The organism is Kitasatospora sp. NPDC053057 (assembly GCF_044546945.1).
Classification (GTDB): domain Bacteria; phylum Actinomycetota; class Actinomycetes; order Streptomycetales; family Streptomycetaceae; genus Kitasatospora.
On record NZ_JBITZP010000004.1, the window covers coordinates 253979 to 274688 of the forward strand.

At 72.9% G+C, this 20710-nt stretch carries 25 protein-coding genes; 12 read left to right on the top strand and 13 right to left on the bottom strand.

Features of this window, described 5'->3' with window-relative positions:
* Window positions 1-119 precede the first annotated feature (119 nt).
* From ACIG5E_RS07685 to ACIG5E_RS07695, 3 genes are all read right to left on the bottom strand, one after another.
* Complete coding sequence (locus ACIG5E_RS07685) at window positions 120-1583, bottom strand: dihydrolipoyl dehydrogenase family protein (protein ID WP_396532237.1); 1464 nt, start codon at window positions 1581-1583, stop codon at window positions 120-122.
* A gap of 129 nt (window positions 1584-1712) precedes the next feature.
* Window positions 1713-2447 carry an alpha/beta fold hydrolase gene (locus ACIG5E_RS07690; RefSeq protein WP_396532238.1) on the bottom strand — a complete coding sequence of 245 codons (735 nt, stop codon included), beginning with the start codon at window positions 2445-2447 and terminating at the stop codon, window positions 1713-1715.
* A gap of 120 nt (window positions 2448-2567) precedes the next feature.
* A complete protein-coding gene (locus ACIG5E_RS07695) occupies window positions 2568-2957 on the bottom strand; it encodes a thioredoxin family protein (RefSeq protein ID WP_396532239.1) in 390 nt (129 codons plus the stop codon).
* A 160-nt stretch (window positions 2958-3117) separates the two neighbouring features.
* On the opposite strand from ACIG5E_RS07695, the gene ACIG5E_RS07700 reads away from it, so the two are divergent.
* The 3 genes from ACIG5E_RS07700 (at window position 3118) to ACIG5E_RS07710 (ending at window position 5101) form a co-directional block, all read left to right on the top strand.
* Window positions 3118-3687: a hypothetical protein gene (locus ACIG5E_RS07700; protein ID WP_396532240.1), complete on the top strand. Its 570-nt coding sequence runs from the start codon at window positions 3118-3120 to the stop codon at window positions 3685-3687.
* Between the two features lie 104 nt (window positions 3688-3791).
* Entirely contained in the window at window positions 3792-4364 is a 573-nt protein-coding gene (locus ACIG5E_RS07705; RefSeq protein WP_396532286.1) for a sigma-70 family RNA polymerase sigma factor, read from the top strand.
* Entirely contained in the window at window positions 4361-5101 is a 741-nt protein-coding gene (locus ACIG5E_RS07710) for an anti-sigma factor family protein (RefSeq protein WP_396532241.1), read from the top strand. The genes ACIG5E_RS07705 and ACIG5E_RS07710 overlap by 4 nt, the downstream gene beginning before the upstream one ends.
* A gap of 364 nt (window positions 5102-5465) precedes the next feature.
* On the opposite strand, the gene ACIG5E_RS07715 is transcribed toward ACIG5E_RS07710, so the two are convergent.
* The 3 genes from ACIG5E_RS07715 to ACIG5E_RS07725 all read right to left on the bottom strand — a co-directional run bounded on the left by ACIG5E_RS07715 (window position 5466) and on the right by ACIG5E_RS07725 (window position 7298).
* Entirely contained in the window at window positions 5466-6134 is a 669-nt protein-coding gene (locus ACIG5E_RS07715; RefSeq protein ID WP_396532287.1) for a hypothetical protein, read from the bottom strand.
* A 61-nt stretch (window positions 6135-6195) separates the two neighbouring features.
* On the bottom strand, window positions 6196-6462 hold the full coding sequence (locus ACIG5E_RS07720; RefSeq protein ID WP_396532242.1) for a DUF1990 family protein: 267 nt from the start codon (window positions 6460-6462) through the stop codon (window positions 6196-6198).
* Window positions 6459-7298: a YndJ family protein gene (locus ACIG5E_RS07725; RefSeq protein WP_396532243.1), complete on the bottom strand. Its 840-nt coding sequence runs from the start codon at window positions 7296-7298 to the stop codon at window positions 6459-6461. The genes ACIG5E_RS07720 and ACIG5E_RS07725 overlap by 4 nt, the downstream gene beginning before the upstream one ends.
* A 158-nt stretch (window positions 7299-7456) precedes the next feature.
* Between ACIG5E_RS07725 and ACIG5E_RS07730 the strand changes: the two genes are divergently transcribed.
* Both ACIG5E_RS07730 and ACIG5E_RS07735 read left to right on the top strand, forming a co-directional pair.
* On the top strand, window positions 7457-7726 hold the full coding sequence (locus ACIG5E_RS07730) for a DUF1876 domain-containing protein (protein WP_030281392.1): 270 nt from the start codon (window positions 7457-7459) through the stop codon (window positions 7724-7726).
* The gene (locus ACIG5E_RS07735) at window positions 7723-7926 is read left to right on the top strand and encodes a hypothetical protein (RefSeq protein WP_396532244.1); all 204 of its coding nucleotides are present in this window, start codon (window positions 7723-7725) and stop codon (window positions 7924-7926) included. The genes ACIG5E_RS07730 and ACIG5E_RS07735 overlap by 4 nt, the downstream gene beginning before the upstream one ends.
* A 61-nt stretch (window positions 7927-7987) precedes the next feature.
* On the opposite strand, the gene ACIG5E_RS07740 is transcribed toward ACIG5E_RS07735, so the two are convergent.
* The 4 genes from ACIG5E_RS07740 to ACIG5E_RS07755 form a co-directional block, all read right to left on the bottom strand.
* Window positions 7988-8428, bottom strand: a complete 441-nt coding sequence (locus ACIG5E_RS07740; protein ID WP_396532245.1) for a PPOX class F420-dependent oxidoreductase — start codon at window positions 8426-8428, stop codon at window positions 7988-7990.
* A 28-nt stretch (window positions 8429-8456) separates the two neighbouring features.
* Complete coding sequence (locus ACIG5E_RS07745; RefSeq protein ID WP_396532246.1) at window positions 8457-10070, bottom strand: cytochrome bc complex cytochrome b subunit; 1614 nt, start codon at window positions 10068-10070, stop codon at window positions 8457-8459.
* Window positions 10071-10293: 223 nt separating this feature from the next.
* Window positions 10294-11841: an MFS transporter gene (locus ACIG5E_RS07750; RefSeq protein WP_396532248.1), complete on the bottom strand. Its 1548-nt coding sequence runs from the start codon at window positions 11839-11841 to the stop codon at window positions 10294-10296.
* 163 nt (window positions 11842-12004) lie between these two features.
* A complete protein-coding gene (locus ACIG5E_RS07755; protein ID WP_396532250.1) occupies window positions 12005-12685 on the bottom strand; it encodes a TetR/AcrR family transcriptional regulator in 681 nt (226 codons plus the stop codon).
* A 172-nt stretch (window positions 12686-12857) separates the two neighbouring features.
* Between ACIG5E_RS07755 and ACIG5E_RS07760 the strand changes: the two genes are divergently transcribed.
* Both ACIG5E_RS07760 and ACIG5E_RS07765 read left to right on the top strand, forming a co-directional pair.
* Window positions 12858-13442: a Uma2 family endonuclease gene (locus ACIG5E_RS07760; RefSeq protein ID WP_396532252.1), complete on the top strand. Its 585-nt coding sequence runs from the start codon at window positions 12858-12860 to the stop codon at window positions 13440-13442.
* 119 nt (window positions 13443-13561) lie between these two features.
* The gene (locus ACIG5E_RS07765; RefSeq protein ID WP_396532254.1) at window positions 13562-14350 is read left to right on the top strand and encodes a VOC family protein; all 789 of its coding nucleotides are present in this window, start codon (window positions 13562-13564) and stop codon (window positions 14348-14350) included.
* Between the two features lie 42 nt (window positions 14351-14392).
* Here the strand turns inward: ACIG5E_RS07765 and ACIG5E_RS07770 are convergent, their stop codons facing one another.
* Both ACIG5E_RS07770 and ACIG5E_RS07775 read right to left on the bottom strand, forming a co-directional pair.
* Window positions 14393-14851, bottom strand: a complete 459-nt coding sequence (locus ACIG5E_RS07770; RefSeq protein WP_396532256.1) for a hemerythrin domain-containing protein — start codon at window positions 14849-14851, stop codon at window positions 14393-14395.
* A 75-nt stretch (window positions 14852-14926) separates the two neighbouring features.
* Window positions 14927-15523: a TIGR03086 family metal-binding protein gene (locus ACIG5E_RS07775; RefSeq protein WP_396532257.1), complete on the bottom strand. Its 597-nt coding sequence runs from the start codon at window positions 15521-15523 to the stop codon at window positions 14927-14929.
* Window positions 15524-15715: 192 nt separating this feature from the next.
* Between ACIG5E_RS07775 and ACIG5E_RS07780 the strand changes: the two genes are divergently transcribed.
* On the top strand, window positions 15716-16285 hold the full coding sequence (locus tag ACIG5E_RS07780; RefSeq protein WP_396532258.1) for a DoxX family membrane protein: 570 nt from the start codon (window positions 15716-15718) through the stop codon (window positions 16283-16285).
* Between the two features lie 149 nt (window positions 16286-16434).
* On the opposite strand, the gene ACIG5E_RS07785 is transcribed toward ACIG5E_RS07780, so the two are convergent.
* Complete coding sequence (locus tag ACIG5E_RS07785; RefSeq protein WP_396532259.1) at window positions 16435-17196, bottom strand: PP2C family protein-serine/threonine phosphatase; 762 nt, start codon at window positions 17194-17196, stop codon at window positions 16435-16437.
* A gap of 162 nt (window positions 17197-17358) precedes the next feature.
* Between ACIG5E_RS07785 and ACIG5E_RS07790 the strand changes: the two genes are divergently transcribed.
* From ACIG5E_RS07790 to ACIG5E_RS07805, 4 genes are all read left to right on the top strand, one after another.
* Window positions 17359-18531: an LLM class flavin-dependent oxidoreductase gene (locus ACIG5E_RS07790; protein ID WP_396532260.1), complete on the top strand. Its 1173-nt coding sequence runs from the start codon at window positions 17359-17361 to the stop codon at window positions 18529-18531.
* Window positions 18528-19169, top strand: a complete 642-nt coding sequence (locus ACIG5E_RS07795) for an FMN reductase (protein WP_396532261.1) — start codon at window positions 18528-18530, stop codon at window positions 19167-19169. Before ACIG5E_RS07790 ends, ACIG5E_RS07795 begins: the two co-directional genes overlap by 4 nt.
* Before the next feature lie 233 nt (window positions 19170-19402).
* Window positions 19403-19615, top strand: a complete 213-nt coding sequence (locus ACIG5E_RS07800) for a hypothetical protein (RefSeq protein WP_396532288.1) — start codon at window positions 19403-19405, stop codon at window positions 19613-19615.
* Between the two features lie 14 nt (window positions 19616-19629).
* The gene (locus tag ACIG5E_RS07805) at window positions 19630-20661 is read left to right on the top strand and encodes a Dyp-type peroxidase (RefSeq protein WP_396532262.1); all 1032 of its coding nucleotides are present in this window, start codon (window positions 19630-19632) and stop codon (window positions 20659-20661) included.
* Window positions 20662-20710: the final 49 nt, after the last annotated feature.

Consider the following 20710-nt stretch of genomic DNA (forward strand, 5'->3'; position numbering starts at 1 on the left):
ACGCCTCATCGCCAGTGTCCCGCCGTCCGCCGGTGGTCACATCTCGCCGCGCCGCGCCGGCCGGCCGGACCACATGCACCCCGGTAGGGCTCGGGCACCCCGGCCGCGCCGGGCAGGCCCTAGCCCCGGCAGCCCTCCAGCAGCCGCAGCCACACCTCGCTGATCGTCGGGTAGGCGGGGACGGCGTGCCAGAGCCGGTCGATCGGCACCTCGCCGACCACCGCGACGGTCGCGGAGTGCAGCAGTTCGGCGACGGCCGGGCCGACCAGGCAGGCGCCGACGATAACCTCCCGGTCCAGGTCGAAGACCACCCGGGCCCGGCCACGGTAGCCGTCGGCGTACAGCGAGGCCCCGGCGACGTCGCCGATCTCGTGGTCGACTGCCTTGACCCGCAGCCCGAGCCGCTCGGCCGCCGCCAGGGTCAGGCCGACGGCCGCGACCTCCGGCTGGGTGAACACCACCTGCGGCGCGCCGGCGAGGTCGGCGGACGCGGAGTGCGCGCCCCAGCGCGAGGTGTCCAGCGCACGCCCCTGGGCGCGGGCGGCGATCACCGCACCGGTGATCCGGGCCTGGTACTTGCCCTGGTGGGTGAGCAGCGCCCGGTGGTTGACGTCCCCGGCGGCGTACAGCCACTCGCCGTCCACGCCCAGCACCGTGCAGCTGTCGTCCACGTCCAGCCAGCTGCCCGGCCGCAGCCCGACCTGCTCCAGCCCGACGTCGGCGGTGCGCGGCGCCCGTCCGGTCGCGTACAGCACCTCGTCGACGGTCAGGCGCTCGCCCCCGGTCAGCCGCTCGCCGTCGTTCAGGGAGAGCACCACCGGCCCGGAGGCCCCGGTGCGCTCCAGCGCGGTCACCTCCGTGCCGAAGCGGAGGTCCACCCCCGCCTCCCGCAGGCTCTCGGCGACCAGCTCGCCCGCGAACGGCTCCATCCGCGGCAGCAGCGCGTCGCCGCGCACCAGCAGCACCACCTTGGAGCCGAGCGCCCGCCAGGCGCAGGCCATCTCCACCCCGACCACCCCGCCGCCGACCACCGCGAGGCGCCCGGGGACGGTCGGCGAGCCGGTCGCCTCCCGATTGGTCCACGGGTGGGCCTCCGCCAGCCCGGGCACGTCGGACGGCAGCACCGGGCGGCTGCCGGTGCACACCGCGACGGCGTGCCGGGCGGTGAGCACCCGCTCGGTGCCATCCTCCGCCTCCACCGTGACGGTCCGCACGCCCGCCAGCCGGCCGTGGCCGCGGACCAGCTCGATGCCGGTGTCCCGCAGCCACTGCACCTGGCCGTCGTCCTTCCAGTGCGAGGTGAAGGAGTCCCGCCGGGCCAGCACCGCCACCGCGTCCAGTCGTCCGTCGCCGACCGCCTCCCGGGCGCCGCCCACCGCGCGGGCGTCGTCCAGCGCGGCCCCCGGGCGCAGCAGCGCCTTGCTCGGCATGCAGGCCCAGTACGAGCACTCGCCGCCGACCAGTTCGGCCTCCACGATCACCGTGCGCAGCCCCGCGGCGACCGTCCGGTCGGCCACGTTCTCACCGGTCGGGCCGGCGCCCAGGACGATGACGTCGTACTCCTCGGCGGTGCTGCTGGTCATGTCCCGTCCTCCGTGGTCTCGCGGGCCTCGCGTGGTCCCGCCTGGTGCGGGCCGCTCTCGACGGCCGCCGGCGTGGGCCCCATCCTGCGACGCGCAGGGGCCCGCGCGCGGGCGAACACGCGGACGGACTCAGATTGCCGCGAGCTCCGCCAGCAGGGCGGCCGTGTCGGCGGGGCGGGAGAACATCGGCCAGTGCCCGGTGGGCAGTTCACGCAGTTCCCAGTTGGGCCGGTCCATCCCGGCGAACCACGGGTGCCCGGCCGCGATCAGCGCCCGCACCTGTTCGAGCGGGAAGGAGCAGGAGACCAGTGCCTGCGGCAGCGCGGCCCCGGCGCCGGTCAGCCGCAGCGCGTCCCGGTAGGCCCCGGCCGGGTGCGGGGTCAGCCGGGTGCGGACCTGCGCGAGGGCAGCCTCGTCCAGGCCCTCGATGCTGGACCCGTGGGCGGCCATGTACTCCCAGGAGGGCATCGGGAACCGGCCGTCGACCACCGTGGCGTCGGCCTCCGCCCGGAAGTCGGGCTGCCAGAGGTCGTACACCGAGGTGCCGTCGACCATCGGGCCGCTGTCCAGGTAGACCACCCGCCGGATCCGCTCCGGCATCCGGTCCGCGACCCCGCACACCGGCGCGCAGGCACCGCTGTGCGCGACCAGCACCACGTCCCACAGGTCCTCGCGCACCAGCAGCTCGACCAGGTCCGCGATGTGCTCCTCCAGCCCGAAGTCGCCCTGCTCGCCCGCCCGTTCCGCGAGCCCCGGCAGGCTCACCGGGTGGACCCGGTGCCCGGCCGCGCGCAGCGGCGCGGCCACCTCGTCCCAGGCCCAGGCACCGAGCCAGAGCCCGGGAACCAGTACGAACGTGCTCATGGTGGATCGCTCCTTCCGCGATGGGACCCCCGTCACCGGCGACTCTAGCGTCCGAACCGGACGGATCGCGCCCGGATTTCCCGCCTCGGGAGCGCCCCGGGTGGAGCACCCGGTCGGCCGTCAGGCCTGGCCTTCGGCCGCCTGCTCCTCCGCCACCTTGCGCTTGACCTCGGTCATGTCCAGGTTGCGGGCCTGGCCGATCAGGTCCTCGAAGACCGGCTCCGGCAGCGCGCCGGCCTGGGAGAAGACGAGCACGCCCTCGCGGATGATCGCCAGCGTCGGGATCGACTGGATGCCGAACGCGGCGGCCAGCTCCTGCTGGGCCTCGGTGTCGACCTTGGCGAAGACCAGGTCCGAGTGGCGCTCCGCGGCCTTCTCGTACACCGGGGCGAACTGGCGGCACGGCCCGCACCACCCGGCCCAGAAGTCGATGAAGACGAAGTCCTTGCCCTCCGGGCCCGGGACGATGTCGTCGAAGTTCTCCTTGGTCAGCTCGACCGTGTTGCTCATCTCGCGGATCCTTCCCTTCCGAAGGTGGCGGCACAGACCATGTGCCCCGGACAACGGTGATGCCCGCCGGGGTATTCCGGGCGCCGTGCGGATTGAGCACGCGGCGGCCATCGCCCGTACAGAAGGGTGTCCAGTCCGTCCACCGAGGCGGGAGGCGCCCATGCGCAGCACACCCCGCACCCGGCGGGCCGCCGTGCTCGCCGCGACCGACATCGCCGCGGCCGCCCTGGTCGCCGGCTGCGGGTCGTCCGGGGCCGGCAAGTCGAGCACCCCGAGCATGTCGGGCAGTCCCGCTGCTCCGGCCGGTACCACCCTGCGGACCGCGCACGACCCCGAGCTCGGCACGGTCGCCACCGACAGCGCGGGCTTCACGCTCTACCGCTTCGACCAGGACGAGACCAACCCGCCGGAGTCCTACTGCAACGGTAACTGCGCCACGGTCTGGCCGCCCGAGCAGGCCCACGGCAACGTCACCGCCAAGGGCGTCGACAGCAAGCCGGTCGGCACCGTCACCCGCTCCGACGACACCGAGCAGGTCACCGTCAACGGCTCGCCGGTCTACCGCTTCTCGATGGACACCAAGGCCGGTGACACCAAGGGCGAGGGCGTGGCCGGCAGCTGGTTCGCGGTGACCCCGACCGGCGGCAAGGCGATGCCGAGCGGCAGCCCGGCGCCCAGCTCGCCGGGGCCCGCCAACCCCACCCCGATGCCCAGCACGCCGGGCTACTGACCGATGCGCGTCGACCGATGCCGGCCACCGCCGCCGACGGACCGCCGCCGCCGGCCGACGGCCGCCGACCGCTGCCGATCACCGCCCTCGCCCGGGAGGCCAGGGTGCGCAAGGATGAAGTGGTGACCGATGAGCACCCCGCCGGCGGTTCCGCCGCGCACGGCACGGGGGCCCCCGACGAGGAACTGATGCGGGCCCTGTACCGCGAGCACGCCGGTCCGCTCTTCGCCTTCGTCCTCCACCTGGTCGCGGGCGACCGGCAGCGCGCCGAGGACGTCGTCCAGGAGACCCTGGTCCGGGCCTGGCGCAACATCCACCGGCTCGACCCGCAGGCCGACTCGCTGCGGCCCTGGTTGGTCACCGTCGCCCGCCGGATCGTCATCGACGACCACCGCAGCGCCCGCGCCCGCCCGCGCGAGGTGGACGCGGAGGCCCTGGAACAACTGCCCGCCGAGGACGATATCGAGCGGGCCCTGCGGATGATGACCGTCGCGGACGCGCTCGCCGACCTCTCGCCCGCCCACCGGGAGGTCATCGTCGAGACCTACCTCAAGGGCCGCACCGCGAAGGAGGCCGCCGCCGAACTCGGCATCCCGGCCGGGACCGTCCGGTCGAGGGTGTTCTACGCACTGCGCTCGCTCAGGCTCGCGCTGGAGGAAAGGGGAGTGACGTCGTGACCACGTGGCCCGCCCCCGACCCCGGCCTGCCCGCCGGAGTCGGGCACCTGGACGTCGGAGCGTACGTCCTCGGCCTGCTGGAGCCCGCCGAGGGCGCCGCCTTCGAACGGCACCTGGCGGGCTGCCCGCAGTGCACCGAAGAGTTGCGGCAACTCAAGTCCGTCGGGAGGCTGTTGGCCGAGTACTCGGCCGCGGCCGCGGCCGCGGGGCTGGATCCGGCCGGGCCCTTGCCGATGCCGAACGGCCGGCTCCTGGACCAGCTGGTCGCCGAGATCAGGGCCAGCCGGCGGCGGGGGCGGATACGGCGGCTGGCCCTCGCCCTCGCCGCGACCGCGATGGTCGCGGCGGGCCCGGCCGTCACGGCCGCGGTGCTCACCGCCGAGACCACGCCCGGCGTGGTCGCCGTCGCCGAACAGTTCAGCGCCACCGACCCGACCACCGGCGCCAAGGCCACCGTCGGCGTCGACGGCAAGGCCTGGGGCAGCCAGGTCAGCCTGCAACTCTCGGGTGTGCAGGGCCCGTTGATCTGCAGCCTGGTCGCCGTCTCGCACGGCGGCGAGCACGAGACGGTCACCACCTGGAGCGTCCCGGCCGACGGACAGGGCGAGGCCTACGAGCGCGGGACGCTGCGCACCGTCGGCGGCGCGGCCCTCCAGCCGCGCGACATCGACCACTTCGAGGTGCGGGTCCAGGGCACCGACGCCCTGCTGGTCGCGGTCCCGGCGCACACGACCTGACCGGTGCGAATCCCGTTCCGAGCCGGGCCCGGTTCAGAACGGCCCGTGCGGCGCCGGTCCCACCACGCCGTCACCGGTGGTCTGCGCCGCCCGGCCCGCTTCTCCGCCCGCCGCTGCGCCGCGAACTCCTCGGCCCGGGCCAGCCACAGCACCCGCGCCTCGTGCAGTTCCTCCACCGCCCGCACCAGCGAGTCCGGGTCGGCCGCCAGGAGTCGGGGCATCCGCGCGCTGACGGTGAGGTGGTGGTAGGTCGCCCGGAGGCCGTACGGGGCGAACTCGGTCAGACAGGTCCGCAGGGCGCTGTGGCGCCGGTACGGCGGGAGGGTGGCGTCGTGCACCCGGGCCCGGTGGGTGCGGAAGCTGGTCACGGCGAGGCCTCCAGGGCGAGTGCCCGGGTCAGTGCGGCGGTGAGGGCGGGGGCGTGCCCCGGGAGCTGCCGCTCGGCCCAGCCGCCTGCCAGCCGGACGAAGTCGCGCAGCTGCTGCTCGGCCCCGGCGAGCAGTCGGCGCAGCTCGTCCACCGTCAGCTCGATCACCGGGCTGGCGTCGGCCCGGGTGTCCACCGTCAACCGCACCGTTGTGCCGAGGCGTTCGGCCGCGGCGTGGGGGTCGTGGCCGAACCAGCCCTCGCCGGAGCCGTCCGTCACGTCCAGCCACTCGCGCCACTCCTTCAGGCCGTTGCAGCAGCCCGGTGCGAAGACGGCGCCGGTGGCGCTGTCCGTCACCCGGAAGCCGCCGGGGGCGACCAGGTACTCCCCGGTGAACAGCCCGTACAGGAAGGCCTCCAGCGGGTCGGGCAGTTCGCCGTCCTCGCAGGTGTCCTCGGGGACGTCCTCGAAGGCGCCCTCGGAGGGGTCATCGGAGCCGTCCTCGGGGGCGTCCTCGTTGGCGTCGGCGATCCGCCACAGCGCGGAGCCGACGTCCTGCGGCGTCAACCGCCCGTCCAGCACCAGGAATCCGTACGGCTCGAAGGCGCCCGTCGGCCAGAGTGCGAAGTCCTCGTCGGGGGCGCCCATCTCCAGCACCGGCTGCATCGATATCACCCGGCGATGATGCCGGAGGTCCGCGCGGCCCGACCAGCGGATTTACGCCGCGTCAGCCGCGATCGCGGCCAGCATCCGCCCGCAGCGGGCCGAGGCCGATGGCGCAGCGCACGGCGACGCCGGACGCCGCCTCCTCGGCCTCCGCGTCGATCCGGACGCCGGCCAGGCGATGCATCCGCCAGCCGAGCAGGGCGGCCCCGGCGACGTCGAGGGCGGCGCGGCCGTGGCCGATCCGGGTCTGGTGGCGCAGGTGGCGGTAGCCGGCGGGCAGGTCGCCGGGGTGGCTGTAGTCGTTGCCGAGGCGGCTGTGCTCGTTCATCGGGGGGTCTCCGTGGTGGCGATCCGGCGCCAGGCGAGGAGCGCGCAGAGGGCGAAGCCGAGCGCGTTGCCGAGGCCGTGGGTGGCGGCCATCCAGGCCAGGGTGGGGTGGGGGAGTCCGGCGGCCCGGCCGAGCGCCCACCACAGGGCGAGCAGCATGGTGAGGGCCAGGACGGCGGAGGAGGCGGCGAGCAGCCGGGCGGTGGCCCGGTCCGCCGCCCGGGGCCGCAGTTCGCGCCAGCTGACCAGGCCGACCAGCCACATCCCGGTGCTAAGTACGACGGCTCCGGCGAACTGCCACCAGTTGCCGAGGAAGTACCCGGCCAGCACCAGCAGGGTGCCCGCCGGGACGCTGAGCGCCGCGCAGCGGGCCGGCCGGGAGCCGTGGTCGGCGCGGCAGACCAGTCCGGCGACCAGCGCGGCGGTGAATCCGGCGTAGTGGAAGTGCGGGACGGTCAGCGCCAGGATGTGCGGTTCGAAGCCGAAGAGCGGGTACCCGGAGCGTTCGGCGACCAGTGCGACGCCGGCCACCGAGGGCGCGGCGAGTGCGGTGAGCACGGCGACCTCGGCGGGGGCGAGCGAGCGGGTCCGGGCCAGCCGCAGGGGTGCGTGCAGGGCCACGAGCAGGGTGCCGAGCGCGTAGAGGGTGGCGCTGCCGGTGGCGAGGCCGCCACGCGGCAGCCAGAGCGAGAGTGCCCCCGGGACGGCCGCGAGCGGCCAGAGCCGGCGGATCCGGGCGAGCCCGGGTTCGTCGATCAGGGCCAGTCCGAGCGGCAGGACGGCGCCCATGCCGAGCAGGACCAGCAGGTCCACCAGTTCGGTCGTGCCCTTGCCCATGGCGGGCACACCCCCTCTTGAACGTGTTCAAATAGGCTTTCTCCGGTGACTCTACGCCGCCGACTTGAACGCGTTCAACTCCGCCCCGGTCCGGCTGGCCTGGTGTTCACGCTGGGTGCGGCGCACTCTGGAGGAGTAACCGATGGAGGTGATCCGCCATGCAGACTCTGGTCGGTTGGCACATCGAGATGGAGTTCCGTGAGGACGGCCCGCGGACGACCGCAGCCGCCCTGCTCCGGCTCGGCGACGGGAGCGAACTGCGCGCCCACGGCTACAGCAGCCGCCATCCCTCGGACCCGGAACAGCTGCGGGTCGGCGAGGAGATCGCGGGGGCCCGCGCGCTCAACGACCTCGCCTCGCAGTTGCTCTCCAAGGCGCACGGGGAGATCCAGGAGGTCAGCCCGGTCCCGACCCACCCGCTCTCGTGACCGCCCCGCGCCCCGTCGGCGACCGGGCCGGACGGGATCCGGAGCGCCCGCGCATCCCGCTGCTCTGCCCGCGCTGCGGGCACGAGCAGCAGGTCGTCCCCGGCGGACCCGAGCGGGCGGTCAAGGTGGTGCACGTGGGGACCGGCCGCGAGGCCTGCGAGCCGGGGGACCTGGCCCGGGCGCCGGACGACGGGTCCTGATCCGCCGTACCACGGCGCAGCCGGTTGACGCCCGAGGGCGTCAACCGGCACGCGGTGGAGGTCAGTTGACGCAGTACGTGGCCGGCGGCCGCCACTCCGGCCCGACCAGCCGCTGTTCCAGATCGTTCAGTGTGATCCGGATCCCGACCGTCCCCTCCAGCCCCACCCGGAACCGGCTGCGGGCCAGCGCGATCAGCGCGGTCAGGCCGTACTTGTTGATCAGCGAGGTGCGGTAGCGCGCGGTCGCGTCGGGGTCGCAGAGCCGCGCGCGGGCCGGGACCCGCCGGCCGGTGGGGCGTCCGTGGGCGTCGCAGGGGCCGATCAGCACCCGGGGGTGGCGGCGGATCCGTTCGGCCTCGCCGGAGTGGGCGGGGGTCCAGACGCCGAGCGCCGTGCCGTCGGGCACGACCCACAGCTGCGAGTCCTGTCGGGTGCCGTCGTCGCCGAAGGTGGTCAGCAGGAGGTACCTGCTGTCGGCGAGCCGGCCGGTTCGGTCGTGCATGATCTCCTCCCTCTCGCGGGGGGCGGGGTCAGTGGTGACCGTGGCCCTCGGTGATCTCGCGGTACTCCTCGGCGGTGGGCCTGGCGACCTGGGCGTGCTCCCCGTGGAATCCGCGGGACAGCCGCACGCGGGTGCGGGTGAGCGCGCCCGCAGGGCGGGCCACTCCATTCTCGTCCACCGCGGGCGGCAGTTCGAGGGGGCGGGGCTGTTCGTGCGCCGTGAGCCGGTGCAGTTCGGCGGGCGCGAGCCCGGCGTGCACCTCGGTGAACTCGCCGTGCGGCAGGCGCCGGATGATGCCGGTCTCCCGTCCGTGCAGCACCTTCTCGCGGTCCCGCCGTTGCAGGCTCAGGCACCAGTGCTTGGTGACCACGAAGACGGCCACCGGCACGACGAAGAAGCCGATCCGCACCGCGTAGGTGATCGCGTTGAGCGACAGGTGCAGATGGGTGGCGATGAGGTCGTTGCCGCCGCCCACGAGCATCACCAGGTAGACGCTGATCCAGGCCGCGCCGAGGGCGGTGCGCACGGGGGCGTTGCGCGGCCGGTCGAGCAGGTGGTGCTCGCACCCGTCGTCGGTCACCCAGCTCTCGATGAACGGGTAGACCGCGATCGCGCCGAGGATCACCGGAAACAGCGTGAACGGGATCAGCACCCCGAGGTTGAGGGTGTGCCCCCACAGGCCGATCTCCCAGCCGGGCATCACCCGGATCAGGCCCTCCGCGAAGCCCATGTACCAGTCCGGCTGGGCGTCGGTGGAGACCTGGTCCGGACGGTACGGGCCGTACGCCCAGATCGGGTTGACGGTGGCGATCGCGGAGATCAGCGCGACGATCCCGAAGACCAGGAAGAAGAACCCGCCGGCCTTGGCCAGGTAGACCGGCATCAGCGGCATGCCGACCACGTTCTTCTCGGTCCTGCCCGGCCCGGCCCACTGGGTGTGCTTGTGGTAGAAGACCAGGATCAGGTGGGCCACCAGCAGGCCGAGCATGATGCCGGGCACCAGCAGCACGTGGATGGTGAAGAACCTCGGGATGATGTCGTGCCCGGGGAACTCCCCGCCGAACAGGAACATCTGGACGTACGTGCCGACCAGCGGCACGGCCAGCACCACGCCCTCGATGAACCGGATGCCGGTGCCGGAGAGCAGGTCGTCCGGCAGCGAGTAGCCGAAGAAGCCGTCCAGCATGCCGAGGAACAGCAGCAGGAAGCCGAAGACCCAGTTGATCTCGCGCGGCTTGCGGAAGGCGCCGGTGAAGAACACCCGCATCATGTGGACGAACATGGCCGCGACGAAGACGATCGCCGCCCAGTGGTGGATCTGCCGGATCAGCAGCCCGCCGCGGACCTCGAAGCTGATGTCCACGGTGGAGGCGTAGGCCTCGGACATCGAGATGCCCTTGAGCGGGACGTACGAGCCGCTGTAGACCACCTCGCCCATGCTGGGCTTGAAGAACAGGGTCAGCCAGACGCCGGTCAGGATGATGATCAGGAAGGTGTAGAGGCAGATCTCGCCCAGCATGAAGGACCAGTGGTCCGGGAAGATCTTCCGAAGGTTGGCCCTGGCCAGGGAGTAGATCCCCAGCCGGCCGTCCGCCCAGTCGGCGGCCCGCTGCCCCCGCCCTGGGTTCTGATTCCGGGTCATGTGCACGCACCTCAGTCCAAAGGAAACGGGGATAGTTCCCCGTTTCGCTGAGGTCACAATAATCGGGGAGTGATCCCCACTTCTACCCGGGGGTACTCGGGCTCTGTTTCACGGCCGGGGCGGAAACGGCGAGCGGCCCGCCCGGTGTCGGGAAGACACCGGACGGGCCGCGTACGCACCCACGTCACTACGAGACGGGCAGAACCCCGAGGGGCCGCGAGGGTCAGTGCACCAGCACCGGCACCTCGTCGGCCTTCGCCGCGCCCGAGTCGGCGCCCGCACCCGCGGCGCCGGGGTGGCCGGCGTTGATGAAGGTGAAGGCGACGGTGGCGGCCGCCACCAGGATCCCGAAGGAGATCCAGATCGCGGTGGTGAAGCCGTGCACCATGCCCTGGAACTGCAGGGCCTTGGCGGCCCCCGGCGAGGCGGCGGTGGCCAGGGCGTGGGCGTGCGAGGTCAGCCAGCTGGTGGTGGCGCTGGCCGCGATGGTGTTCAGCAACGCGGTGCCGATGGCGCCGCCGACCTGCTGCGAGGTGTTGACCATGGCCGAGGCCACGCCCGCGTCCCGCGGCTGGACACCGTAGGTGGCGAGGCTCATGGCCGGCATGAAGGCGGTGCCCATGCCGAGGCCCATCAGGACCAGGCCGGGCAGGATCAGCGCCGGGTACGAGGTGTCCAGGCCGATGTGGGTCAGCAGGAACATGCCGACCGAGGCGGTCAGGAAGCCGGGCGCCATCAGGTAGCGCGCCGGGACGCGGGTCATCAGCCGGGCGCCGATCTGGGTCGAGCCGGTGATCATGCCCGCCACCATCGGCAGGAAGGCCACGCCGGTCAGGACCGGGCTGTAACCGCGCACGACCTGCAGGTAGTAGGTCAGGAAGAGGAACAGACCGAACATGCCGATCACGGCCATGCCCAGCGACAGGTACACCCCGCCGCGGTTGCGGTTCAGCACCACGCGCAGCGGCAGCAGCGGGGCCTTGACCTTGCGCTCCACCAGGGCGAAGGCGGTCAGCAGCACGACGGCCGCGGCGAACAGGCCCAGGGTGCTGCCGGCCGTCCAGCCGCTGGACTCGGCCCGGGTGAACCCGTAGACCAGGGAGACCAGGCCGGTGGTCACCAGCAGCACGCCGGGGATGTCCAGCCGGTTGCGGTTGCGGCCCTCGGCGGGCTCGCGGATCACCAGGACGGCGCCGGTGGCGGCCATGATGGCGAACGGGATGTTGACGAAGAAGGTCCAGCGCCAGTTCATGTACTCGGTCAGGAAGCCGCCGAGGATCAGACCGATGGCGCCACCGCCACCGGCGATCGCGCCGTAGATGCCGAAGGCCTTGGCGCGCTCCTTGGCCTCGGTGAAGGTCACCGCGAGCAGCGACAGCGCGGCCGGCGCCAGCAGCGCGCCGAACACGCCCTGCAGGGCGCGGGAGCCGAGCAGCATCGCGGTGTTGACCGCGGCGCCGCCGAGTGCGGAGGCCAGGGCGAAGCCGGTCAGGCCGACGATGAAGGTCCGCTTGCGGCCCCACAGGTCCGCGATCCGGCCGCCGAACAGCAGCAGGCCGCCGAAGGCCAGCGCGTAGGCGGTGATCACCCACTGGCGGTTGCCGTCGGATATGCCGAGGTCCCGCTGGGCGGACGGCAGGGCGATGTTCACGATGGTGGCGTCGAGGACGACCATCAGCTGGGCGAGGCCGATGAAGATGAGCGCCTTCCAGCGCCTGGGATCGGGCAGCGTCGCCGGGCGGGCGTCGGTCTGAGACATGGGGATACCCATTTCACGGTGCGTGGGTGTGCGAGAACGGTCAACTGCCGTACGGGAACGGCAGGTTGCCGTACGGGTGCGAGGGCGCGCGAACGCGTCGGAGGCGGCGCCGGTCAGCGGCGCGGAAGCTCGGGGCTGGTGGGTCGGATCAGTGGTGTCGGGTCCAGGTGGTCGGTCAGGCCCGGGAACGGAAGTCCTCGAAGGTCGCGGCGCGGCCGGGCAGCACCGAGCGGGCCGGTGCGCGCAGGCCGTCCATGAACAGCTGCAGGTGGCGGTGGACGAACTCGTCGAGCAACTGGCAGGAGGTGCCCGGCAGCGGCCGGGTCAGCTGGCTCATCGCGACGAACAGGTCCCCGTGGTGGACGTCCGGCCGGAGTTCGCCGGTGGCCCGGGCGCGCTCCATCAGTCCGCTCACGGCGGACCGCAGGCGCTCCCGCGTCTCGGTCAACTCCGGGTCGTCCGGATCGACGGTGCTGGTGAAGACGGCACAGAGCCCCCCGACCTTCTCCGCCACGGTCGCGTGCACGAACCGCTGCAGAGCCTCGAACGGACCGCCGCCCTCGCCCGCATCCGCCTCGGCCGTCGCCGTCTCGGCGAGGGCCAGGATGCGGTTCTTGACAAGCAGTGCCACCTCCTGGATCAGCGCCGTGCGGTCCGGGAAGTTCCGGTACAGCGTGGCATTGCCGACCCCCGCCCGCTTCGCGATCTCGTCCAGCGGCACCTCGGCACCGTGCTCGACGAACGCGTCCCGGGCCGCCAGCACGATCCGCTCCCGGTTCCGGCTCGCGTCCGCACGCAGCTTCGGCGTACGCACACTCCCCGTGGAACGGGCCGACTCGGCGGCGACGGTGGTCATGGCTACTGCTCCTCCAGGATACCGGGGAAGTTCTCCCCGATTCTGCCAACGTACTCGGAAACGGGGAATCCGTCCCCGTAATTTCCGCGCATGATGTGACCTGCATCACATGTGCGTGACCATCTGCCGCTGCGTTCGTTCCCCTAGGGGTGTTCTGGCGAAGGGGGAACCTGTGACCGCGATCTCCGGACGCCGTGCGCAGATGCTGCCCGAGGAGTTCGAGGAGCTCGCGCGGCTCGCATTTCGGGACGTCGAAGGCATTCGGTTGGAGTTCCTCAACGGGCGGCTGGCGGTCAAGCCGCGACCGGACGGCAATCACGGCTGTGTGGTCGAGTGGCTGGTGCGCAGGTGCCTCCACGTGCGGCCGGAGCTGTTCCTGCACCACCACGGCCTGAAGGTGCAGCGCTCCTTGGAGGGGCGTGCGCACCCGGACGGCATCTTGGCGCCTTCCGGGGCCTTCGCCGGCGCGGGGGCGTGGGTGGATGCCGAGGCGGTGCTGATGGTGGTCGAAGTCACCGATGCCGAGGTCGAAGCCGACCACCGTGCCCGGGTCGAGAAGCCCCGCGCCTACGCCGAGACCGGTATCCCCGTCTACCTGCTGATCGACCGGGACTCCGCCGAGGTGATCGTCCACAGCCAGCCCGACGGCATCCGGTACGAGAGCGTTCAGATCCTCCCGTTCGGCAAGACCGTCCACCTCCCCGACCCGGTCGGCATCTCCCTGGACACCGAGCCGCTCAAGAACTGGGTGCGCTGAGCCCGGCCATGTCTTCCCGGGGCGGGTAGCCCCGTCGGCCTAGGCTGGGCGTCCCGGGCGGCCGGTGGGTCGTGGGAGTCGGGAGGGGCCCGGCGGCCGGGTGGGCGAGGAGGTTCGCGATGGGCAGCGAGGAGTCGACCGCCAAGGTGCGCTGTGTGGCGGCCGTTCCGTGCTGGGTGAGCCTGATGGCCCGGGATCTGGAGGGCGCCAAGGGGTTCTACGGCCCGCTGCTCGGTTGGGAGTTCGAGCCCGGGCCGGAGCGCTTCGGCCCGTACGTGCACGCGGTGACCGGCGGGGAGGCGGTGGCCGGGCTGGGGGTCGCGGGCGTCGGGGCGGTGCCGCTCGCCTGGACCAGCTACTTCGGGACGGAGAGCGCCGACGCCGTCGCCGACGCGGTGCGCGAGCGCGGCGCGACCCTGGCGGTCGGCCCGCTGGCCTTCGACGCCGGGCGGGTGGCCTTCGCGGCGGACCCGGTCGGGGCGGTGTTCGGCATCTGGGAGGGCCCGCTGGGCCGGGCCCGGAAGCTGGACCTGCCGGGCGCACCGGTCTGGATCGAGCTGCGCACCCCGGACCCGTTCGCGGCGGCGCTGTTCTACGGCGAGGTGTTCCGCTGGGACGGCCGGGACCCGGAGCGCTTCGAGGTCCGCTGGGAGCACGACCGGGTGGTGCTGCGCGCGGAGGGGCACAGTGTCGCGGCGCTGGCCAAGGAGCAGGCGGGCGGCCCGGCGGGCATGCCGCCGCACTGGGAGATCTCCTTCGCCGTCCAGGACACCGACCGGGCGCTGGCCCTGGCCGTGGAGCTGGGCGGTTCGGTGATCGGCCCGGCCTTCGACACCCCGTACGGGCGGGTGGCCCGGCTGCGGGACCGGGAGGGCGCGCGGTTCGCGGTGATCAGCCCCCAGGGCTGAGCCGCTCCGAAAGCCGTCCCAAGGGCTGGCCGGAGACCCGGATCATTCCGGGCCGCCGAGTTCCTCCCGCTCCGCCCGCAGCCGTTCGCCGAGCGCCGCGCGGGCCGCCGCGGGCAGGGCCTTGCGGGCGGCCGGGAAGAGCACCTTCTCCTCGCCGGTCAGGTGCCGCCGGACGGTGTCGGCGAGGCCGCGCAGCAGGGTGTCGAAGGCCGGGTCGGCCGGGCCGATCCCTTGCAGGTCGGAGAGGTACTGCCCGATCGCCAGGTGGTCGTGGATGCTGCTGAAGACCAGCGCTCCGCCCTCGGGCACGTCGTGCTGGACGACCGGGAAGAGGTGTTCCTCCTCGGCGGCGCAGTGGGTGAACAGCAGGTCGGTCAGCCGGGCCACCAGCTCGGCGCGCTCGGCGGAGCCCGCCGGTGCGGTCTCGGCCCGGTCGAGCAGTTCGGTGAGCGCCTTGTGGTCGGCGGTGAACTCGCCGAGGATGTCCGGCCTGCTGCTCATGGCGCGACCGCCTCTCGTCCGGGATCGGGACTGCCCCCCGTACTGTCCAGTATCCGGCGCCGCGGCACCTTGGCCTCAGCCGCCGTCCCGCCGCCCGGTGAGGGCCAGCAGCCGGGTCTGCGGGCCCGCGTCCTCGGGTACCGGCAGCGGCGGGTCGAACAGCCCGCTGGCGGAGAGGTCGCCGTAGCCGGCGAACTCGCCGAGTGCGAAGTCCACCAGTTCGCCCGGGAGCCGGGTGTGCGTTCCGATGCCCTCGGCGAGGTCCCAGGTGTGGATGACCAGGTCGGTGGTGAGCTGGTCCAGGTAGTGCTGCCCGGAGACGTCGCCGAAGGAGAGGTGGACGGTGAGCTCGGTGGCGCCGGGTACCTCCCAGGCCTGCCGGGCGGCCTCGGCGGCGGCCGCCCAGGCGGCGACCGGGTCATCGCCGAGCACGTCGCCGTCGAACCGGCCGCCGACCTCGGCGATGGTGGCGCCCATCAGCAGTTCGGGCACCCAGAGCTGCTCGCCGGTGAGGTGGTTGACCAGGTCGCGGACGGACCAGCCGGCGCACGGGGTGGGGGATTCCCATCGGCCGGGCGTGACCAGACGGACCCGCTCGTCGAAGGCGGCGAGGGCCTCGGGGTACGGCGTGCCGGGCCGGGTGGCCCGCTGGTGTTGCCTGCGTTGAGCCATGTCTCCACCCTGCCCCGGTCCAGGCGGGGTGCGCGAGTCGCCCACGGACCGTCAGTTGTTCAAATTCGAACTCCACGGTACGGTCGAGGAGTGGCCGGTTCAAATTTGAACAACAGGCGCGGCGCACCACACCCTGCCCGGCCGCACCACCACACACACCCCTACGACCGACCCCGATCGATGGAGACGCGCATGCCGAGCAGCAGCCCGAGCACGACCGCCGCCACCAGTTCCACCAGCCCCGCCCGGAACAGCTCCGGGCCCGCGGCCACCTCCCCGCACGCCTATGACGCCGGACTCCTGCTCCTGCGCCTGGTGCTCGGCCTGACCATGGCCGCGCACGGCAGCCAGAAGCTGTTCGGCTGGTTCGGGGGCGGCGGGATCGACGGCACCGGTCACTTCTTCACCATGAGCGGCTACCCGGCGGGCAACGCCATGGCCGTGGTCGCCGGCCTCACCGAGCTGCTGGGTGGACTCGGCCTCGCCGTCGGCCTGTTGACCCCGCTGGCGGGTGCCGCCGTCGTCGGCACGATGGTCAACGCGATCGCCGTCACCTGGGGCGGCGGCTTCTTCGCCCCCAAGGGCAACGAGTACGAGCTGCTGCTGACGGCGGGCGCCGCCGCCCTCGCGCTGACCGGCCCCGGCCGCTACGCGGTGGACCGCTTCCTGCCGGTGCTGAAGGCGCACCGCCTGGCGTACGGTGTGGCTGCCGTGCTGGTCGGCCTGGCGACGGCCGGGGTGATCCTGCTGCTGCGCAAGTAGCCCGACGCCGACGCCCGAGGCCCAACTCGCTTGCCCGGAGGCCGTGGTGGCCGATCGTCACCACGGCCTCCGCGCGTTTCCCGCGCGAATCGCGTACGGCCCGGCCCGACGCTCATCGGAACCCGCCGACGGAGCCCGGCCGTGCCGCGTCATTCGCCGATCCGCACCAGCGCCAGGGTGATGTTGTCCGGCCCGCCCGCCTCGATCGCCGCCCTCCACAGCTCGAAGGCGGCCTTCCCGTCGGCCCGCTCGGACGTGTCGTACGACCGGGCGAGCAGTCCGGCCAGCTCCTCCTCGGTCACCGGGTCGGTCAGGCCGTCGCTGCACACCAGGTAGCGGTCGCCGGCGGCCAGCGGCGCGACCCGCACGTGCGGCTCCACGAAGGTGAGGCCGAGCGAGCCGCCCAGGGTCTGGGTGACCACCGAGGTGGTGCGCCGGCCCGGCGGCAGCGGCGGGCTGTCGTCCACGCTCACCCGCTGCAGCCCGTCCTCGGTGACCCGGTAGACCCGGCTGTCGCCGACGTTGAAGACCACCGCCTGCCCGGGCAGCAGCACCAGCCCGGCGACGGTGGTGCCCATCGCGGCCAGCTCCGGATCCCCGGCGGTGGCCGCGTAGACCGCCCGGTTGCACTCCTGCAGTTCCTCCCGGACGGTCTCCTCGTCGTCCAGTCCGCCCCCGGCGGCGGCGAGCCTGCGGGCGACCAGGGCGCTGGCCACCTCGCCGCCGGGGTGTCCGCCGAGGCCGTCGGCGACCGCGACCACGCAGGGCGGGCCGAGCGGGAAGAGCAGGGTCTGCGGGTTGGTGGTCACGGTGGCGCAGAGCGTCCAGGGGCCCACCGTGAGGCTGTCCTCGTTGTGTTCCCGCACCAGGCCCTCGTGGCTCAGCGCGCTCACCGCGATGTACGGCGCCATCGGTTCGCCGTCCTTCCGGAGGGCCCCGCCGTTGTCGGGCCCCGCCTTCCATTGGCCCGCCTTCCATTGTCGGCGGGAAGCGCGGGAATAACGATCCGCACCCGGATGCTAAGGTGGTTGAAAGTTGGACTACCTGGGGCCTCCTGGAGTGTGGTGAGCAGCATGCAGTTCGGAATCTTCAGCGTCGGCGACGTCACCCCCGACCCGACCACCGGCCGCACCCCGACCGAGCACGAGCGGATCAAGGCGATGGTGGCCATCGCCCGCAAGGCCGAGGAGGTCGGCCTGGACGTCTTCGCGACCGGCGAGCACCACAACCCGCCGTTCGTCCCGTCCTCGCCGACGACCATGCTCGGCTACATAGCCGCGCAGACCGACCGCCTCATCCTCTCCACCTCGACCACGCTGATCACCACCAACGACCCGGTGAAGATCGCCGAGGACTACGCGATGCTCCAACACCTCGCGGACGGCCGGGTGGACCTCATGATGGGCCGCGGCAACACCGGCCCGGTCTACCCCTGGTTCGGCAAGGACATCCGCCAGGGCATCCCGCTCGCGATCGAGAACTACGCGCTGCTGCACCAGCTGTGGCGCGAGGAGGTCGTGGACTGGCAGGGCCGCTTCCGCACCCCGCTGCAGTCCTTCACCTCCACCCCGCGCCCGCTGGACGACGTCCCGCCGTTCGTCTGGCACGGCTCGATCCGCAGCCCCGAGATCGCCGAGCAGGCCGCCTACTACGGCGACGGTTTCTTCGCGAACAACATCTTCTGGCCCAAGGAGCACTTCCAGAAGCTGATCGACCTCTATCGCGAGCGCTACGCCCACTACGGCCACGGCACGCCCGAGCAGGCGATCGTCGGCCTCGGCGGGCAGGTGTTCATGCGGAAGAACTCCCAGGACGCGGTGCGCGAGTTCCGTCCGTACTTCGACAACGCGCCGGTGTACGGGCACGGGCCGTCGCTGGAGGAGTTCACCGAGCAGACCCCGCTGACCGTGGGCAGCCCGCAGGAGGTCATCGAGAAGACCCTGGGTTTCCGCGAGACCTTCGGCGACTACCAGCGCCAGCTGTTCCTGATGGACCACGCCGGCCTGCCGTTGAAGACCGTGCTGGAGCAGCTGGACCTGCTCGGCGAGGAGGTCGTGCCGGTGCTGCGCGAGGAGTTCGCCAAGGGCCGCCCGGCCGAGGTGCCGGATGGGCCGACCCACGCCGCGCTGGTCGCGGCCCGTGCTGCCGACGGTGCCCGTGACGCCGACGGTGCCGGTGACGCCGACGGTGCCGGTGACGCCGGTGACGCCCGTGACGTCCGTGAGAAGGAGGAGGTCTCCAAGTGACCGCGTTCAAGCTGGCGGTGGTGAGCGCCGGGCTGAGCAAGCCGTCCTCGACGCGCCTGCTGGCCGACCGGCTCGCCGAGGCGACCGTGCGCCGGCTGGCCCCGGAGGGGCGGGAGGTCGAGGTCACGGTGATCGAGCTGCGCGACCTCGCGGTGGACATCGCCAACAACTTCGTCACCGGCTTCCCGGCCGCCGCGCTGCGCGAGGCGGCCGAGACGGTGACGGAGGCGGACGCGGTGATCGCGGTGACGCCGATCTTCACCGCCTCCTACAGCGGCCTGTTCAAGTCCTTCTTCGACGTGATCGACCACGACGCGCTCACCGGCAAACCGGTGCTGATCGCCGCCACCGGCGGCACGCCCCGGCACTCGCTCGCCCTGGAGCACGCCGTGCGGCCGCTGTTCAGCTACCTGCGCGCGGTGGTGCTGCCGACGGCGGTCTACGCGGCCACCGACGACTGGGGCACGGCCGGGGACGCGCTGACCGACGGTCTGCCGAGCCGGATCGACCGCGCGGCGGGCGAGCTTGCGGCCCTGCTGGCGGGCCGCGGCCCGGCGGCGCGGGACGAACGGGGGAGGGCTGCGCTGCCCGGGCAGGTGGTCCCGTTCGCCGAACAGCTGGCGGCGCTGCGGGTCTGACACCGGACGGCTGAGGGGCGGGTGCGCGAAGGAGCGCACCCGCCCCTTTCGCATGCCTGCGGCGGCCCCGGCCGCTCACCCGAACGGCCCCGCCGGCCCGGCCCTTCGGTCGGGGCCGTCCGGCTGCGCGTCGATCGTGCCGATTTGTCCACTGTGCGGTGTAATCGTCGGGATGATCTCCTGCCGACCGTCCGGGCGCCGTCATCGGCGACAACCACCTCGCCCCCGACCGGATGCCGGTGCGCGCCGAGCGGATCGTCTGCGGCTACCTCCAGGAGGAGCTGATGGACCGTCAACCCCCTCGGAGCAGCAGCCCGAACCGTCCGCCCGGCAGACCGGTGTGGTGCTGCTCAACGGCGGCGGCTTCGACGGGCCCGATCGGCCACCACCTGAAGCAGAGCTTCGCCGACTACCGCGCCGAGTGGGAGGCCACCCGGGCCTCCTGAGGAGGAACACCGCCATGCAGCCCGAACCGCAAGCCGTGCTCTCCCCGCTGACCGGCGCGGCGATCTTCCTGGTCCTCATCGTCGAACCCGGCGGCGAGGACGCCGTCCGCGACCTCCTGCCCGACCTCGCCGGACTGCGCCGGTCCGTCGGCTTCCGGGCCCCCGACGGCGCCCTCACCTGCGTCACCGGCATCGGCTCCGAACTCTGGGACCGCCTCTTCGACGGTCCCCGGCCCGCCGGCCTCCACCCCTTCCAGGAGCTGGCCGGCCCCCGCCACCGCGCCCCGGCCACCCCCGGCGACCTGCTGCTGCACCTGCGGGCCGAGCGGATGGACCTCTGCTTCGAGCTGGCCGGCCAGCTCACCACCCGCCTCGCCGGGGCGGCCACCGTGGTCGACTCCGTGCACGGCTTCCGCTACTTCGACGACCGGGACCTGCTCGGCTTCGTCGACGGCACCGAGAACCCCGAGGGCCGGGCCGCCGCCGACGCCACCCTGGTCGGGGCGGAGGATCCGGACTTCGCCGGCGGCAGCTACGTCATCGTCCAGAAGTACCTGCACGACCTGGACAAGTGGAACGCGCTGAGCGTCGAACAGCAGGAGGGCGCGGTCGGCCGCACCAAGCTCACCGACATCGAACTGGACGACGACGTCAAACCCGCCGACTCGCACGTGGCCCTCACCGTGATCACCGGCCCGGACGGCGAGGAACAGAAGATCGTCCGCTACAACATGGCCTTCGGCTCCTTCGGCCCCAGCGGATCGGCCGGGGGCGGCGGCGAGTTCGGCACCTACTTCATCGGCTACGCGCGCGACCCCGGGGTGACGGAGGAGATGCTGCGCAACATGTTCATCGGCAACCCGCCCGGCACCACCGACCGGTTGCTCGACTTCTCCACCGCCGTCACCGGCTCGCTGTTCTACGTCCCGACCGCCGACTTCCTCGACTCCCCGCCGCCGGCTGCCGATGCGTCCGCCGTCCCCGCCGCCGCCGAGGCCCGTTCGGACGGCTCGCTCGGCATCGGCAGCCTCAAGCCGACCTCGTGAAAGCCGATCTTCTGACTGAAAGCCGATCTCCTGAAGCCGATCGCTGAAG